The sequence below is a fragment of the Azospirillum soli genome, assembly GCF_017876165.1.
Lineage (GTDB): Bacteria > Pseudomonadota > Alphaproteobacteria > Azospirillales > Azospirillaceae > Azospirillum > Azospirillum soli.
This window is the reverse complement of record NZ_JAGINQ010000022.1, coordinates 1-15,208: the sequence shown is the minus strand read 5'-3', so window position 1 is coordinate 15,208 and position 15,208 is coordinate 1. Positions and strand designations below refer to the sequence as shown.

General features: G+C 65.9%; 17 protein-coding genes. 12 read left to right on the top strand and 5 right to left on the bottom strand.

What is annotated here, in order from left to right:
* The first annotated feature begins 55 nt into the window (after positions 1–55).
* The 8 genes from hyfB to J2852_RS25235 all read left to right on the top strand — a co-directional run bounded on the left by hyfB (position 56) and on the right by J2852_RS25235 (position 9,398).
* Positions 56–2,077, top strand: coding sequence for a hydrogenase 4 subunit B (gene hyfB / locus J2852_RS25270; RefSeq protein WP_246499974.1), 2,022 nt, complete (start codon positions 56–58; stop codon positions 2,075–2,077).
* Positions 2,074–3,030: a respiratory chain complex I subunit 1 family protein gene (locus J2852_RS25265; RefSeq protein ID WP_209881018.1), complete on the top strand. Its 957-nt coding sequence runs from the start codon at positions 2,074–2,076 to the stop codon at positions 3,028–3,030. Before hyfB ends, J2852_RS25265 begins: the two co-directional genes overlap by 4 nt.
* A gap of 1 nt (position 3,031) precedes the next feature.
* Positions 3,032–3,694, top strand: coding sequence for a hydrogenase-4 component E (locus J2852_RS25260; protein WP_209881015.1), 663 nt, complete (start codon positions 3,032–3,034; stop codon positions 3,692–3,694).
* Positions 3,691–5,124, top strand: coding sequence for a hydrogenase 4 subunit F (locus J2852_RS25255; RefSeq protein ID WP_209881013.1), 1,434 nt, complete (start codon positions 3,691–3,693; stop codon positions 5,122–5,124). The genes J2852_RS25260 and J2852_RS25255 overlap by 4 nt, the downstream gene beginning before the upstream one ends.
* A gap of 10 nt (positions 5,125–5,134) precedes the next feature.
* Entirely contained in the window at positions 5,135–6,694 is a 1,560-nt protein-coding gene (locus J2852_RS25250; RefSeq protein WP_209881011.1) for a hydrogenase large subunit, read from the top strand.
* Positions 6,695–6,720: 26 nt separating this feature from the next.
* Positions 6,721–7,242 carry an NADH-quinone oxidoreductase subunit B family protein gene (locus tag J2852_RS25245; RefSeq protein ID WP_209881010.1) on the top strand — a complete coding sequence of 174 codons (522 nt, stop codon included), beginning with the start codon at positions 6,721–6,723 and terminating at the stop codon, positions 7,240–7,242.
* Between the two features lie 148 nt (positions 7,243–7,390).
* Entirely contained in the window at positions 7,391–7,681 is a 291-nt protein-coding gene (locus J2852_RS25240; RefSeq protein ID WP_209881008.1) for a hypothetical protein, read from the top strand.
* Between the two features lie 139 nt (positions 7,682–7,820).
* A complete protein-coding gene (locus J2852_RS25235; protein WP_209881006.1) occupies positions 7,821–9,398 on the top strand; it encodes a protein kinase domain-containing protein in 1,578 nt (525 codons plus the stop codon).
* Here the strand turns inward: J2852_RS25235 and J2852_RS25230 are convergent.
* Positions 9,395–10,219 carry a PP2C family protein-serine/threonine phosphatase gene (locus tag J2852_RS25230; protein ID WP_209881004.1) on the bottom strand — a complete coding sequence of 275 codons (825 nt, stop codon included), beginning with the start codon at positions 10,217–10,219 and terminating at the stop codon, positions 9,395–9,397. The genes J2852_RS25235 and J2852_RS25230 overlap by 4 nt on opposite strands.
* Positions 10,220–10,435: 216 nt before the next feature.
* On the opposite strand from J2852_RS25230, the gene J2852_RS25225 reads away from it, so the two are divergent.
* On the top strand, positions 10,436–10,858 hold the full coding sequence (locus tag J2852_RS25225) for a flagellar basal body rod protein FlgC (protein WP_209881002.1): 423 nt from the start codon (positions 10,436–10,438) through the stop codon (positions 10,856–10,858).
* A gap of 53 nt (positions 10,859–10,911) precedes the next feature.
* Here the strand turns inward: J2852_RS25225 and J2852_RS25220 are convergent, their stop codons facing one another.
* On the bottom strand, positions 10,912–11,181 hold the full coding sequence (locus J2852_RS25220; protein ID WP_343206819.1) for a hypothetical protein: 270 nt from the start codon (positions 11,179–11,181) through the stop codon (positions 10,912–10,914).
* A 209-nt stretch (positions 11,182–11,390) separates the two neighbouring features.
* Here J2852_RS25220 and J2852_RS25215 point away from each other — a divergent pair, with 209 nt between their 5' ends.
* Complete coding sequence (locus tag J2852_RS25215) at positions 11,391–12,440, top strand: patatin-like phospholipase family protein (protein ID WP_209881001.1); 1,050 nt, start codon at positions 11,391–11,393, stop codon at positions 12,438–12,440.
* 195 nt (positions 12,441–12,635) lie between these two features.
* On the opposite strand, the gene J2852_RS25210 is transcribed toward J2852_RS25215, so the two are convergent.
* Positions 12,636–12,977 (bottom strand): DUF3768 domain-containing protein, encoded by a 342-nt coding sequence (locus J2852_RS25210; protein ID WP_211112333.1) that lies wholly within the window; start codon positions 12,975–12,977, stop codon positions 12,636–12,638.
* Positions 12,974–13,444 (bottom strand): DUF6641 family protein, encoded by a 471-nt coding sequence (locus J2852_RS25205; RefSeq protein ID WP_209880999.1) that lies wholly within the window; start codon positions 13,442–13,444, stop codon positions 12,974–12,976. Before J2852_RS25205 ends, J2852_RS25210 begins: the two co-directional genes overlap by 4 nt.
* 189 nt (positions 13,445–13,633) lie before the next feature.
* On the opposite strand from J2852_RS25205, the gene J2852_RS25200 reads away from it, so the two are divergent.
* Positions 13,634–13,828 (top strand): hypothetical protein, encoded by a 195-nt coding sequence (locus J2852_RS25200; protein ID WP_209880997.1) that lies wholly within the window; start codon positions 13,634–13,636, stop codon positions 13,826–13,828.
* On the opposite strand, the gene J2852_RS32430 is transcribed toward J2852_RS25200, so the two are convergent.
* Complete coding sequence (locus tag J2852_RS32430; protein ID WP_425514405.1) at positions 13,755–14,168, bottom strand: DUF6626 family protein; 414 nt, start codon at positions 14,166–14,168, stop codon at positions 13,755–13,757. The two genes, J2852_RS25200 and J2852_RS32430, sit on opposite strands and share 74 nt — an antisense overlap.
* A 720-nt stretch (positions 14,169–14,888) precedes the next feature.
* On the opposite strand from J2852_RS32430, the gene J2852_RS25195 reads away from it, so the two are divergent.
* Positions 14,889–15,107: a hypothetical protein gene (locus J2852_RS25195; protein WP_209880995.1), complete on the top strand. Its 219-nt coding sequence runs from the start codon at positions 14,889–14,891 to the stop codon at positions 15,105–15,107.
* Positions 15,108–15,208 lie beyond the last annotated feature (101 nt).

Sequence of the window (15,208 nt, the reverse complement as noted above, 5' to 3'; positions counted from 1 at the left end):
GCCCACGGGAAACATCCTTACTGATTATAAGCTTAATCCGAACGGTTCTCCTCCCTTGGGCCTTCTCGTCTCGGCAATCGCCTTTCTTTTCGCGATGGCGGTGACGGGGGTTGCGGCGAAGCGATTCCCGCAGGCTTCCGGAATCGTCTATGGCGGCACGGCCGCCGCCTGCGCGCTGGTCGCGCTGTGGGCCGTGCTGCGGCTGGGGGGAGGAGGGGCGGCCGACACGCTGGTGCTGCCGGTGGGCTTGCCCTGGATCCAGGCGCACCTTCGTGCCGACGCGCTGTCGGCCTTCTTCCTTCTGGTCGTGAACTTCGGCGGCGTCACCGCCAGCCTGTTCGGCTGGGGTTATGAACGCGCGCACCGCGACCACCACGGCGGCCCGGTCCTGCCGCTCTATCCCCTGTTCCTGGCCGGCATGAACATGGTGCTGATCGCCGACGACGCCTTCAGCTTCCTGGTGTCGTGGGAGTTCATGTCGCTGGCCTCCTGGCTGCTGGTCCTTTCCACCCATCGGGAGCCGGAGACGCCGCGCGCCGCGCGCATCTACCTGATCATGGCGAGCTTCGGCACGGCCTGCCTGCTGCTGGCCTTCGGCCTGCTGGCGACCGACCACGGCGACTACAGCTTCGATGCCATCCGCAGCCACGCGCCGTCCGCGACGGCGGCGGCGCTGGGCGTGATCCTGGTGCTGATGGGGGCGGGGTCGAAAGCGGGTGTCGTGCCGCTGCACGTCTGGCTGCCGCTGGCCCATCCGGCCGCGCCCAGCCACGTTTCCGCCCTGATGTCCGGCGTGATGACCAAGGTGGCGGTCTACGCCATGATCCGCGTGCTGTTCGACCTGCTGGGCGAGCCGGACTGGTGGTGGGGCGGCATCATGCTGGCCTTCGGCGCGGTGACCGCCGTGATGGGCGTGCTCTACGCGCTGATGCAGGACGATCTGAAAAAGCTGCTGGCCTATTCGACGGTGGAGAACATCGGGGCCATCGTCATCGCGCTCGGCCTCGCGCTGGTGTTCAAGGCCAGCCACACGCCGGTCATCGCCGCGCTGGCGCTGGCGGCGGCGCTGCTGCACGTCGTCAACCACTCCCTGTTCAAGAGCCTGCTGTTCTACACGGCCGGCGCGGTGCTGACCGCGACCGGAACGCGCGACCTGAACCGTTTGGGCGGGCTGATCCACAAGATGCCGACGACGGCTTTTCTGGCGCTGATCGGTGCCGCGGCCATCTCGGCGCTGCCGCCGCTGAACGGCTTCGTCGGCGAATGGCTGCTGTTCCAGGCCATCCTGAACGCTCCGGCCCTGCCGGAATGGTCGTTGAAGATCGGCATCGCCGTGGTCGGCGCGCTTCTGGCGCTCGCCGCCGCTCTGGCCGCCGCCTGCTTCGTGCGCCTCTACGGCACCGCCTTCCTCGGCCGCCCGCGCTCCTTCGCGGCGGAGGAGGCGCGGGAGGTCGGCTGGGCGATGCGGCTGGGCATGGCGGTCCCCGCGCTGCTGTGCGTGGTGCTGGGCGTGCTGCCCACCCCGATCATTCGACTGTTCGAACCGGCCGTGCGGCTGATGGTGGAGGCGGGCCCCTTCGACGACCGCGCCTATCAGCCCTGGTTCTGGCTGGCCCCGACCTCGGCCATCGGCAATTCCTACAACGGCCTGATCCTGCTGGCGGTGATCGCGCTGCTGTCGATCCTGCTGGTCGTCGTCATCCACCGCCGGGCGAGCGACCGGGTGCGCTGGTCGATCCCCTGGGGCTGCGGGTTCGAGGGGCCGGATCCGGCGGCGGTCACGCAATACACGCCGTCCAGCTTCGGCCAGCCGATTCGCCGCGCCTTCGGCAGCACCGTGTTCCGCGCGCGCGACCATGTGGACATGCCGGAGCCCGGCGACACGCGCCCCGCGCGCCTGTCGGTCACCTGGACCGATCCCGCCTGGGTCGCCTTCTTCGCGCCCATCGGAAAGGTTGTCGACTGGCTGGCCGACCGGGCGAACGTGCTTCAGTACATGACGATCCGCCGGTACCTGACGCTGATGTTCCTGGCGCTGGTTCTGCTGCTGGTCATGGTGGCGGTGACGCAGCAATGAACGCCTTGCTCGCCACCCTCTATCAGATCGTGCAGTTGGCGCTGGTCCTGGCGCTGGCCCCGCTGTTGACCGGCTGGGTCCGGCTGGTCAAGGCGCGGCTCGTCGGCCGGCGCGGGCCGTCCGTGCTCCAGCCCTACCGCGACCTGCTGCGCCTGCTGCGTAAGGAGGTGGTGCTGGCCCGCAACGCCTCCTGGCTGTTCCGCGCCGTGCCCTACGTGATGTTCACGGCCATCTGGCTGGCGGCCGGGCTGGTACCGATCTTCACCACGCAGCTGGCGCTCGCCCCGACGGCCGACCTGATCGCGCTGATCGCGCTGCTGGGCTCCGCCCGTTTCTTCCTGGCGCTGGCCGGCATGGACGTCGGCACCAGCTTCGGCGGCATCGGGTCCTCGCGCGAGATGATGATCGCAGCACTGGCCGAGCCGGCCATGCTGATGGTGGTCTTCTCCGTCTCCATCCTGGTGCGCACGACCTCGCTGGCGGAGATCGCCGACTTCATGATGTCGGGTGCGGTCGGGCTGCGCATTTCGCTGGCCCTGGCGCTGATCGCGCTGGTGATGGTGGCGATCGCCGAGAACGCCCGCATTCCCATCGACAACCCGGCGACGCACCTGGAACTGACCATGGTGCACGAGGCCATGGTGCTGGAGTATTCCGGCCGCCATCTGGCCCTGGTCGAGGCGGCGAGCATGCTGAAGCTGCTGCTCTACGTCGCGCTGATCGCCTGCATCTTCGCCCCCTGGGGCATGGCGTCGGCCGGGTCCGGTTTGCTGGCGGCGCTGTGGGGCGTGCTGGTCTTCGCGGGCAAGCTTGCCGTCGCCGGCGCGCTGCTGGCGCTGTTCGAGACCTCCATCGCCAAGATGCGCGTCTTCCGCGTGAGCGAGTTCCTGGGCGGCGCGCTGCTGCTGAGCCTGCTGGGCGCCATTTTCCTCTACGTGTCGCGGGGGGTGTGACGTGATCGACCTCGGTTACGATGCCGCGCACATGCTGGGGGCCGTGGTGCTCCTGATGAGCTTCGCGCTGCTCTACCAGCGCCGGCTGTTCTCGCTGCTGCGCGTCTTCACGCTCCAAGCCCTGGCCCTGACCGCCACGGCGGCGTGGCAGGCCTTCTCGCACGGGGAGCCGCACCTCTACATCACGGCGCTGCTGACCTTGTCCCTGAAGGCCATCGTCATGCCGGTCGCGCTGCACCGGATCATCGTGAAGATGAACATCCATCGCACCATCGAACCGGCTTTGTCCATCGGCCTGACGATGGTGGCGGGCGTGTCGCTGGTCACGCTGTCGATCCTTCTGGTGCTGCCGGTGACGGCCGACGCCACCGCCCTGACCCGCGAGAACCTCGCTCTGTCGCTGTCGGTGGTGCTGCTCGGCCTGCTGATGATGATTTCCCGGCGCAACGCGGTCAGTCAGGTGGTCGGCTTCATGTCCATCGAGAATGGGCTGATTCTGGCCGCCGTGGGCGTCGCCGGCATGCCGCTGGTGGTGGAGATGTCCATCGCCTTTTCGGTCATGGTGGCCTTCATCATCTTCGGCATCTTCCTCTTCCACATCCGCGAACGGTTCGACACGCTCGACATGCAGAAGATCGAGAGCTTCCGGGGGGAAAGCGATTGAGCCCGATTTACGTCATCGTCGCGACCCCGCTGCTCTCCGCCGCCATTCTGGCGCTGGTCCCCGGCTACCGTCTGGCCGCCCGGCTGAACATCGCCTTCTCCGCCGTGACGCTGCTCGCCGCGCTGGTGCTGTTCCGCACGGGGCCGGCCGGCAACGCGCTGTTCGTGGTGGACGCCTTCAACATCTACCTGATCGCGCTGACCGCCTTCGTCGGGCTGACCACCAGCATCTTTTCCGCCAGCTACATCGGGCACGAGGTCGCGGCCGGAAAGCTGACCCCGCGCGATCTGCGCTTCTACCACGCCATGTATCAGGCCTTCATGTTCACCATGCTGCTGGCGCTCAGCGCCAACAACCTGGGCGTCATGTGGGTGGCGGTGGAGGGGGCGACCCTGACCACCGTTCTGATGGTCAGCCTCTACCGCACCGCCGCCAGCATCGAGGCGGCGTGGAAATACTTCATCCTCTGCGGCGTCGGCATCGCCCTGGCGCTGTTCGGCACCATCCTGATGTATCTCGCGGCGCAGCCGGTGATGGGACCGGGCATGGCCGCGATGACCTGGACGGAGCTTATGAAGCACGTCGCCAGGGTCAACGCGGACATCTTGAATCTCGCCTTCGTGTTCCTGCTGATCGGCTACGGCACCAAGGTCGGTCTGGCGCCGCTGCACGCGTGGCTGCCCGACGCCCACGCGGAAGGTCCGACGCCCATCTCCGCCGTGCTTTCCGGCCTGCTCCTCAACGTGGCGCTCTACGCCGTGCTGCGCTTCAAGATGCTGCTCGCCGCGAACGGGGAGGCCATCGCGCCCGGCCCGCTGATGATCGCCATGGGCCTCGCCTCGCTGCTGCTGGCCGGGCTGATGCTGTACCGGCGGCGCGACATCAAACGCTTCTTCGCCTACAGCTCCATCGAGCATATGGGCATCATCACCTTCGCCTTCGGCATGGGCGGGCCGCTCGCCAACTTCGCGGGCCTGCTGCACATGGCCATGCACAGTCTGACCAAATCGGCGATCTTTTACGCCGTCGGCCACGTCGCCCAGGCCAAGGGGACGCAGCGGCTGGAGAAGATTACCGGCCTGACCGTCAGCCATCCGGTGCTGGGCTGGGGCCTGCTGGTCGGCGTGGTCGCCATCGCCGGCCTGCCGCCTTTCGGCATCTTCATGAGCGAGTTCCTGCTGATCACCAGCACCTTCGCCCGCGAACCGCTGCTGGCGATCCCGCTGACACTCGGCATCCTTCTGGCCTTCGGCGCGCTGGTCCTGCGCGTGCAGCAGTTGTGCTTCGGCGAACCGGGCGGGGAATCGGCGCCGGTCCGTGGTTCCCTCGTGCCGCTCTACGCCCATCTCGGCCTCGTTCTGGTGGCGGGCGTCTGGCTTCCGGGACCGCTGGTCGCGTGGTTCCAGACCGTCGCAGCGTTGCTGGGGTAGGGGAGGCGGCATGTACGGAGAGCAACCCCTGTTCGGTCTTCTGAACCGCATCGGCACTCCGGTCGAGGGCCACCGCCCCTGGCCGCGCTACAGGCTGACCCGCGAGGGCTGGCTGGCCATGATCGAGGAACTGGCCGGCAACGCCTGGACCCTGCTCGGCCTGTGGGGGGAGCAGCACGCCGTGCACGCCGCCTTCCGCGAGGATCTGGCGGGCGACATCGCCGTGGTCAGCCTGGACTGCCCGCAAGGCCGTTTCCCCAGCCTCAGCCCCGTGCGCCCCTCGGCCAACCGGCTGGAACGCGCCATCCACGATCTGTTCGGTCTGACCGCCGAGCGGACCACCGACCCGCGCTCCTGGCTCGACCACGACGCCTGGGGCGTGCGCCGGCCGCTGTCCGACCACCCCGCCGCCCCGGCGCCGAACCCCGGCCCCTACACCTTCCTGCCCGTCGAAGGGGAGGGGCTGCACCAGATCCCGGTCGGCCCGGTCCACGCCGGCATCATCGAACCCGGCCATTTCCGCTTCACCGCCAACGGCGAGACGGTGGTGCGGCTGGAAGAACGCCTCGGCTACGTGCACAAGGGCATCGAGGGGCTGATGCGCGGCAAGTCCATCGGGGACGCCGCCCGCCTTGCCGCTCGTGTGTCGGGCGACAGCACGGTCGCGCACAGCCTCGCCTTCGCCCGCGCGGTGGAAGCGGCGCTTGGCGTCGAGGTGCCGCCGCGCGCCGTGTGGCTGCGCGCCCTGATGGCGGAGCTGGAGCGCATCGCCAACCACTTCGGCGACATCGGCGCGGTGTGCAACGACGCCGCCTTCGCCTTCATGCTGGCTGAGATGAGCCAACTGCGCGAGCGCGTGCTGCGCGTCGCCGACACGTGCTTTGGCCACCGCCTGATGATGGACCGCGTGGTCCCCGGCGGCGTGTCGGTGGACATTCCGGAACGGGGGCCGGCGCTGCTGCTCGACCTCGTCGCCGATCTGCGCAAGCGTTTCGCGCCACTGGTCACGATCTACGACGGCAAGGCGTCCCTGCAGGACCGCACCGTGTCCACGGGCATCGTCTCGACGGGGCTGGTCAACCGTTTCGGCACCGGCGGCTATGTCGGCCGCGCCTCCGGCCGGGGGCTCGACGCGCGCCGCAGTCCCGGCTACGCCCCCTACGACGACCTGGAGTTCGAAGTTCCCGTCCTGACCGAGGGCGACGTGAACGCCCGCGTCTGGATCCGTATCCGCGAGGTCGAACAGTCGCTCAGCCTGATCGAGCAGATCGTCAAGCGCATTCCTGGCGTGCCGCGCGGCCTCGACGGCACCACGCCGTTGCCATGCGTTCCGGTCGAAGGGCAGGGCGAAACAGCACGGGAGGGGATGGCGCTGGTGGAGGCCTTCCGCGGCGAAATCCTGACCTGGGTGCGGGTGAACGGCGACGGCACCATCGACCGCTGCCACCCGCGCGACGCCTCCTGGTTCCAGTGGCCGTTGCTGGAGGCCGCCATCGAGGGCAACATCGTGGCCGACTTCCCGCTGTGCAACAAGTCGTTCAACTGTTCCTACTCGGGCCACGACCTGTAGGGGGCCGCCCCTGAGGAGATCAAGATTTGTTCAGACATATCCTCCGATCCCTGACGGGCGGCCCCGTCACCGAAGCGGCCCCGGCACCCTCCGACCCGGCGCTGGCCGAACTGGCCGACAAACTCCAGAAGGCGGCCAAGGCGCGGCTCGGCCGCAGCCTGTCCATCCGCGAGGTGGATGCTGGATCCTGCAACGGGTGCGAACTGGAAATCCACGCGCTGAACAACCCGATCTACGATCTGGAGCGCTTCGGCATCCGCTTCGTCGCCTCACCGCGTCACGCCGACGTCCTGCTGGTGACCGGCCCGGTGACCAAGAACATGCGCGAGGCGCTGTACCGCACTTGGGACGCCACGCCGGACCCGAAATGGGTGATCGCCTGCGGCGATTGCGCCATCGGCGGCGGCGTGTTCAAGGACAGTTACGCCTGCGTCGGCCCGGTGGAGGAGGTCGTGCCCGTGGATCTGCGCATTCCCGGCTGCCCGCCACGCCCGGCCGAGCTGCTGGCCGGCCTGCTGGCCCTACTGGAGACCAGCGCCGCGACGTGAAACGGACGCCAACCCGATGAACGGCCGGCTGGATGGACGAACGTGCTAACGCCGACGCACCATAGGGTGAGTCGCATCGCCCCGAACCGCCGCCGCGCGACCGCCGTATAGTCGCAGGCAGCTGTGACAAACGCGGGTCCTCGGGGGCATGGGCGCAAAAGCGCTGAAACGTATGGCCGTGCTGTTGGCGCTCGCTCTGCCGGGGTGCGCCGTGCACACGGTCGATTGCTGGCAGTTGGGCGATACGGAACTCGCTGACGCGCAAGCGCGGGGCCAATGCGGTGACGCCTTCGCGCGCAACACGCAGGAGATCGTTCCCGCCGGAGGCGTCGCGCCGCCCCAGCGCCGCAAACCCCGGCCCATGACCGCCGAACGTTTCGACGAGGAACCGGCTCCGGTCAAACAATCCACGCGAAAGAAGCCGAAGCCAAACCTCTGACTGCCACCCTACTCCATCCTCGCAAATTGTTTTCCATAATCTTGCTTATATGACTTTCATGCCACCTCAGGGGTAACCATCCCCCGGTATGTTCCACCGTTGGCTGGGTTCGGAATCCGCGCTACAAAGAACAGGATGCGTGGATGAAGGACACGGCGTGACGCACGGGACGCGCAAGCTCGGGAAATACGATCTTCTCGGCGAAATCGGCCGTGGGGCGACCGGCGTCGTCCATCGCGCGTACGATCCCGCGACGGGCCGGACAGTCGCTCTGAAGACAATCCCGCTCGCCAATATCGGCGATGCCGCCCTCGATCGCTTTCGCGGTGACGCCCGCGCCGCGGCGCGGTTGTCGCACCCCAACATCATCGCCATTCAAGCCTCGGGCGAGCATGGCGGCACGGCCTTCGTCGCCATGGATTGTGTGGAGGCCCGCCCCCTCGACCGCATTCTGGAATCGGGCGAGCCTCCGTCCTCCGATCAGGCGCTGTCCATCCTGGCCCAGCTGCTGGCCGCGCTCGACCACGCCCATAGGGCCGGTCTCACACACGGAACGCTGGGGCTGGCGGATGTCCTGATCGACGCGAACGGCACGATCAAGGTCACCGGATTCGGCAGCGGCGGCCTCGTTGCGCCCGACGCCGGCCCGGCCGACGACATCAAGGCCGCGCGCGCCATCCTGGCCACTCTGGTGCGGGGTGAAGCGCCCTCACCCGCCGTGACGGCGCTGCTGACCACCGATTTCCCTACGGCCGCCACCTTCGCGGAAGCCGTCGCCGAAATCCGGAACGCGGCGGCTCCAAGGGTCAAATCCCGCAGCCGGGCGCCGTTGTTCATCACCGCATCGCTGGCCCTGGCTGCCGCAGCCGGTGCCCTGGGGTATGCCCTTTCGGAGCCTCTGCCCCCGCCGTCCCAGGCTTCCTCACCGGAAGCACCGATCGTCCCGGCTGCTCCCGAACCGCCGCCCAGCCCGCCTTCCGTTGAGGAAGAGCCCGAACGGCAGGCCAAAGCCGCCCCCGAACCGGAAGAGCCTCCACCGCCACCCGCCGCCCCTGCCCTTGCGGATCTGCGCAAATCCTTGCAGGACATCCGCTGTGCCGTCCTGACTCTCGCCGAGGACGACGGCCGGATCACTGTGACCGGCACGGCGACCAGCGAATCAATCCGTCCGCAGCTCCACGCCATCCTCGATCAGCACACGCAAGGCCAACCGCACCGGATCGACCTGCGCCTCGCCTCCCCCGCCCTGTGCGAACCGCTCACGCTGATCGAGGCGTCACGCACGGCCAACGGCATGGCGCCGGCACCGCTGAAGATCAGCTTGGCCGCGTCCGATGCGATTTACCGCGGCGGTCAGGAGCTGGTGTTCGACGTCACCGCCCCGGATTTTCCGGCGCATCTGCAGGTGGACTACTACACGGCGGACGGCAACGTCGTGCACCTGCTCCCCAACCCGCTGGAGACGAGCGGCCTGACCGACCCCCGCGCCTTGCGGCGTCTTGGCGACCGCGCCGCCGGGGGACGCTTCTGGACCATCGGCCCGCCGTTCGGAAACGAGTTGATCGTCGTTGTCGCCAGCGCATCGCCGCTGTTCTCGACTCCGCGACCGGAGGCCGAAGCCGCCTCTGCTTACCTGCCGGAATTGAAGCGCGCCCTGGACGCCTCCGGCCCGCAGACGCTCGCGACCGCGCGGTTCATAGCAACGACGGCGCCTTAAGCGCGCAGCGCGAACCGGGCGACGACGACCGTGATGTTGTCGTGCCCGCCGCCCTGGTTGGCCAGATCGACCAGCCGGGCGCAAGCGCCCTCCACCCCCTGCCGCCCATCGCGGTCCAGGACTCGCGCGATCGCCGCATCCGGCACCATGCCGTTCAGCCCATCGGAGCACAGCAGGTACACATCATCCGGCATCAGCCCATGGACGGAGATGTCCGGATCGGCATGCTCTCCGGTGCCCAGCGCGCGCACGATGATGTTCTTGTGCGGCGCCGTCCCTCGTCGCCCGCCGTCGAGCCACATCTGATACAGGCTGTGGTCCTTGGTCATCTGGCGCAGTTCACCGTCGCGCAGGCGGTACAACCGGCTGTCCCCGGCGTGGAAGGCGATCAGCTTGCCGGTCCCCGGCACCCACCACAGCCCGACCACCGTCGTGCCCATGCCCCGCCCCTCGGCGAAACCGCGCTCCACGTTTAGGGCGTGGATGCGCCGGTTGGCGAGTTGCACGGCCGAACGCGCGACCGCCACCGCGTTCTGCACGGCCGGTTCCACCGCGACGGATTCCGAGAGCGTACGCTCGTCGCAGCCTTCGGCCCCCTCCGACATCGGCGGTTCGCCCGGAGCGCATTCGGTGATGAAGTCGGCGATGGCGTCCACGGCGGTACGGCTGGCGACGTCTCCGCCCGCATGCCCGCCCATGCCGTCGCACACCAGCGCCAGCCCCGATTCGAGGCTCAGGTGAAAGCTGTCCTCGTTGCGCGACCGGGTGCGTCCGACATCGGTCCGGCCGGCGGCGATCATGTCGAAGGCGGTGTGGAACATGGAACGGACGGCTCCGGGACCCAGGCGCTGGACCGAGGGCGCGGCGACGCGAGAAACCGCCGCCGGCCGCACCCGACAATGGCGCTTCGATAATGGCCCAAGGACAGGCAAAGATACACGGCAAAGATACGGGCCCAATTTCCCGCGCCCGCGTTTCCCTCGTCCGCGCGGAGGTGGTACACTCTCACCACGAACCGCCCGCTGGGAGCGCCCACCATGTCCAGCTCGCTTGAAATCGCCGTCAGCGGCATGATGGCTCAGACCCGCCGGGTCGAGGCGTCGGCCTCCAACATCGCCAACGTCCGCAGCAAGGGCGCCCTGCCCGACTCCGCCGGCACGGTCCCGGATGGCAAGCCTGCCCCCTACCAGCCGCTCAACGTGGCGCAGAGCGAGCAGCGTTTCGGCACCGAAGCGGCCGGCACCCGCGCCGTCTTCAAGCCGATCACCCCCGCCTATCTGCCGGAATACGAGCCGGACGCCTCTTACGCCGACGCGCAGGGGATGGTTGCGGCCCCCAACGTCGATCTCGCCCGTGAACAGGTGAACCAAATCGCCGCCAGCCGGGCTTATCAGGCCAACATTTCGGTCGCCCGCACCCAGGACGAGATGATGAAGTCCCTGCTGGATTCAAAAGTTTGAAAAGGACGGTTTGAAAAGGGACGCGCGCAACAACGCCTTTTGACTGATCGGCCCTACACCGTCACGTCCAGCATCGAACCACGGTGGCCCATGCCATAGCCGCGCCCGTTGGTGCGCGCCTGCACGGCGTTCGCCTGCGTGTCCATGGCCTGCCCGCTCTGCGTCGCGTTGCGGACGTCCCGCGTCGGATCGGTCTTGCCGACTGCCTGCGGCGCCTGAACCGTCTGGGTCTTGACCGTGGCCGTGGTCTGCTGCGCGGCCTGCACCGCCGGGGACAAAGCCAACTGCATCGCCGGGGTGATCGGCGGTTGGGGCTTTGCCACCTGGGGCAATATGGCCGGATTTAACTGCATATTAAGAAGATGCGCCCAAGCCCGCGCACTTTCAAGGCGCGATTGGCCGCAACATGCCGATTTCTTCCAGGGTGTTTGCCCCTCCTGTCGCTGCGAAAATTCTCTTTTTAAGGGAAGTTTATCTGATTTACGTTTTCATTGCGCGTGTGCGGCCAAGGAAATCTCAAAAGGGTGGTCTCATGTCCACGGTTCGAATTCTTTCGGTGGATGGCGGCGGAATCCGGGGCCTCATCCCCGCGCTGGTTCTGAAGGCGCTTGAGGAAAAGGTCGGCAAGCTCTCCTCGGCGTTCCACATGATTTCCGGAACGTCGACGGGCGGCATCATCGCCGCCGCCCTGGCGCTCGGCCGTGAGGACCTGAACGCGGCCAGCCTCGTCGATCTTTACGAGAACAAGGGCAAGGACATCTTCCCAAGCTCCTGGCTCAGCCCGGTCGAAGGCGTGGTGTCGGACAAATACTCCCCGGCCAGCCTCGAAAAGCTGCTGAAGGAGGATTTCGGCGACGCATGGCTGTCGGACGTGACGGACACCGAACTGCTGGTGACCAGCTACGACATCATCCGCCGCCGGCCGGAGTTCTTCAAAAGCTGGCGCGCGCGCCGCGACACCGACAGCCGGCGCGATCCGTCCACCGATGTGCTGGCCGAGGATTTCCGGCTCCGCGACGTCTGCCGGGCGACCTCGGCGGCGCCGACCTATTTCCCGCCCGCCCAGATTACCAACCGCAAGAACGCCGGCACGCCGGAGGACAGCTTCACGCTGGTCGACGGCGGCATGGTCGCCAACAACCCGGCCATGTGCGCCCTCGCTTCCGCGTACAAGCTGTTCCCCGAAGCCGACAACTTCTTCGTCCTGTCGCTCGGCACCGGCCAGCTAACCCAGCCGATCGACCTTTCGCACCACATCCTCGGCGGCGCGCTGGGCTGGGGTATCACCACCATCATCGACCTCGCGCTGGGCGGCCCGTCCGACGCGGTGGACTACCAGCTTCGCCAGATCCTTGCGAACGACGACTACTACCGCTTCCAGACCAGCCTTAAGGGCGCCAGCGACGCGATGGACGACGCGAGCGAGGCGAACATCGCCAACCTGAAGGCCTTGACGCAGGATTTGCTCGACCGCAACAGCGCGGCGTTCCAGGCCGTCGTCTCCGCCCTGAGCACGCCCCGCGATCCGCTGTCGGTCCGCAATCCGGTTCCCACGAAGGAAAAGGTTCCGGAACTGGTCTGATCGCCAGACGGCATCGCCATCCCCTCGTCCATTGGGCGAGGGGATGAGGCCTCACCCCATCGGCTGCTGCTGCGTGATGCAGTGGCTTACTCCACTGAAAATAATGCATTGATGTAAAACGATTTTTCAGCCCACTTTGGCAGTTCGCAACGAGTTCGCAACATTGCGGGCACGAGACCGGAAACGGAACAGTCTCTAATACTCGTTTGCCAACATGATTGTCAGTACCCGCACGGCCGAGATGGGATCGGCGGCATCGGTCGATAGGTAGGTCATCGTGGGATCGTAGTAGTCGATCTTCCACATGATCTGCGTGTCTCGCACCGTCATGGTCGCGCAATCATGTTCGCCACACGGGTCATTGTCCGCCGTGAATGCACTGAATGTCCGCACTCCGGCCAGAATGAGATTGACGCGAAGGGGATCGAGTGCCGCGATACCGGCGGTGATGACCACCCGGCCGCCTTCGAAGGTCCGGCGTAGATGGTCGTTGAGGCGTGCGATCTCTGCCGCACGCCCCTTCACCTCCCCGGTCAATGCGCGGTCTTTCCGGCCTTGACGGTCGTGGCCGGCTTCTGCAGCACGCGCTGCCGCCGCACGACCGCCTCGGTCATCGCCTTGTCGAGTTCACCCGCCGCCACCGCCCGCTTGATCTGCTCCAGCGTGGGCAGCAGGTTGTCCATCGCACCGACCGTGATCGCGGCCTTGCCGGGCTTGAGTTCGAGTGGCCTGTTGCCGTAGTGGATGTGGAGGTGGATCGTTCCCGCCTCGTCCTTCCACCACCAGGGCCGGAAACGAACCGGAACGTCACGGCGTTCCTTCGTGCCATTGACCTCCACCCACCGGCCGACACGGCGAATAAACGCCTCGCCTTTGATCGTTGCCGTCGCGGCTTCAATCTGAAGCGCCAGCGCGTCGAGCAACTTGCGGCGAGCGGTGCCGACTGGGCTGGTATCGATGCGCTTCGCGGTGCTCGTCAGCGTCAGGCTGTCCAGGATGCTCATTGGAGTTCTCCATTTGTTCTGATCCCCAACGATAACACCGTGGCAACGCCATTCAATACCCTAGGTTGAGTCACGGTCCTAAAATCTCAAAATACCCTCTTCACCTGAAGTGAAGGGCTGTTCGCCGTAGCGGACTAAATACACCTGCTACTCGTGTAGTAGCGTTAATTTCCAACGAGAAGACCAAACATGGACAAGACTTATATCGACGACATCCAGCATATCGATGCTGACTTACCAGTCCCAACTCAACCAGGAAACAAGCCATTGTCGAAGGAGAGCATGGAGAACTTTGAGGCTCGCGTTCGCCTCATTCAGCACCGATGTGTCGCTGGCATTGCCGCCGCACGCGAAGCGCGCCAGAAGCGCAACCAGCGCGTTTGATCGCTAGGGCTGCTATTTGGGCAAGCACCGAGGCGGAACGCACTGTACGGCGACGAGGCGTTCGGCAAAGGCTACGCTGGTCTATGTTGCCCCAAACGGTGTCCGCACAGCGTCGCAGGCGGTTTGCCGTCGCCGATCGGGGATTGCGTTCCGCCAACGTGGCAGCAAGGCGTTCAAGACGAAGCGCAAGGCTTGTCAGTACCTGAATGCTTGGCTGCCGACCAGTAGCGCGCACATTACTGTAATAACGGCTACTTGATCCCAGCCAAACACGACTAAATTCCACTTGTGACGAGCAGATACGCTCTGACACCAGTACATTGTAAATCTGATTAAGCATTATTACACACATCTCCGCAACATTTTGATAAATTCGCCGTCGTGTGGCGTATAAATACCTATCGAATAGCACATACCTGGAACAGAATGGCGGTTGCGTATCCGCTGTGTGGAAGGACCGGCGGGAGCCGATAGGAACACACGAAGGCCGAGAGGAGTGTAGGCCAGCCCACCAGGAGGGCACCGCAACGTAACCCCTGTAATGGCACCAACCTACCCAGGGCGGTCGGCGGAATAAGGAGGCTGGTAACGGCCCCGTAAGTAGGACACCCCTGCTGATGGCAGGGCGACAAAGGACGATGGCTCTGTGGCGAGCACACACAACCATCACCTGCGCGGCGATCACCTTCCGGGTCGTCGTGCGGCACCGAAACTGGCGCAAGCCAGGGAATGAGAGGACTGAACCGGCGAAGCTGGTCAATGGCAGGAAATCGGGTTTCCGCCTGCTGTGAATGCCTCGACGGAAGGGGCGATGAGGGCTTTATACGCAGAACGAACAATTCCTCCCTGTGACGACCAGCAAGCACCCAGTGCTTCACTTTAAGTGAGTGGTTGTCACAGGGGGGAATGTGCTCTTCCAGCTTTGACGCAGGACGAGAAAACAGAAGACATCACGTTTGGTGGTTTACCGGGCGAGTTTACGAGACCGCGAAACCACCAAACGTTCGCGAATGCGTGAGCGTTCGCGCATTCGTTAACGAATACACAGGAGTTACATACGATGCGTTTGCACGAAATCATGGGGATTACGAAAGAACAATGGCACCAGCACCTCGCGAAGATCGGTCTTCCCGATGCGACAGTGGATGCGGCAAGCCGGCAGGCCGACCAGATGGTAAAGCGAGGCAAGTTGGCGAAGAAGCGCGCCGCCGTGATGAAGGCGCAGAAGGCACTTGCTGACAGACAGCGCGATCTCGCGGCAACGAGCCGCGACGCATAGGTTCGTCTTAGAGCGCCTAACGAAACCGGGATTTGGCTGTTGGGAGGGGCATGGCAGCTCCTCTCGTTTCCGACGCCCTGTGGGCACTGATTGAACCGTTG

What these genes read in the sequence shown, in the direction of transcription:
- J2852_RS25265 (WP_209881018.1), top strand. Translation starts at nt 2,074, where the DNA reads ATGAACGCCTTGCTCGCCACCCTCTATCAGATCGTGCAGTTGGCGCTG.
- J2852_RS25250 (WP_209881011.1), top strand. Translation starts at nt 5,135, where the DNA reads ATGTACGGAGAGCAACCCCTGTTCGGTCTTCTGAACCGCATCGGCACT.
- J2852_RS25240 (WP_209881008.1), top strand. Translation starts at nt 7,391, where the DNA reads ATGGGCGCAAAAGCGCTGAAACGTATGGCCGTGCTGTTGGCGCTCGCT.
- J2852_RS25230 (WP_209881004.1), bottom strand. Translation starts at nt 10,219, where the DNA reads ATGTTCCACACCGCCTTCGACATGATCGCCGCCGGCCGGACCGATGTC.
- J2852_RS25225 (WP_209881002.1), top strand. Translation starts at nt 10,436, where the DNA reads ATGTCCAGCTCGCTTGAAATCGCCGTCAGCGGCATGATGGCTCAGACC.
- J2852_RS25215 (WP_209881001.1), top strand. Translation starts at nt 11,391, where the DNA reads ATGTCCACGGTTCGAATTCTTTCGGTGGATGGCGGCGGAATCCGGGGC.
- J2852_RS25205 (WP_209880999.1), bottom strand. Translation starts at nt 13,444, where the DNA reads ATGAGCATCCTGGACAGCCTGACGCTGACGAGCACCGCGAAGCGCATC.
- J2852_RS25200 (WP_209880997.1), top strand. Translation starts at nt 13,634, where the DNA reads ATGGACAAGACTTATATCGACGACATCCAGCATATCGATGCTGACTTA.
- J2852_RS32430 (WP_425514405.1), bottom strand. Translation starts at nt 14,168, where the DNA reads ATGCTTAATCAGATTTACAATGTACTGGTGTCAGAGCGTATCTGCTCG.
- J2852_RS25195 (WP_209880995.1), top strand. Translation starts at nt 14,889, where the DNA reads ATGCGTTTGCACGAAATCATGGGGATTACGAAAGAACAATGGCACCAG.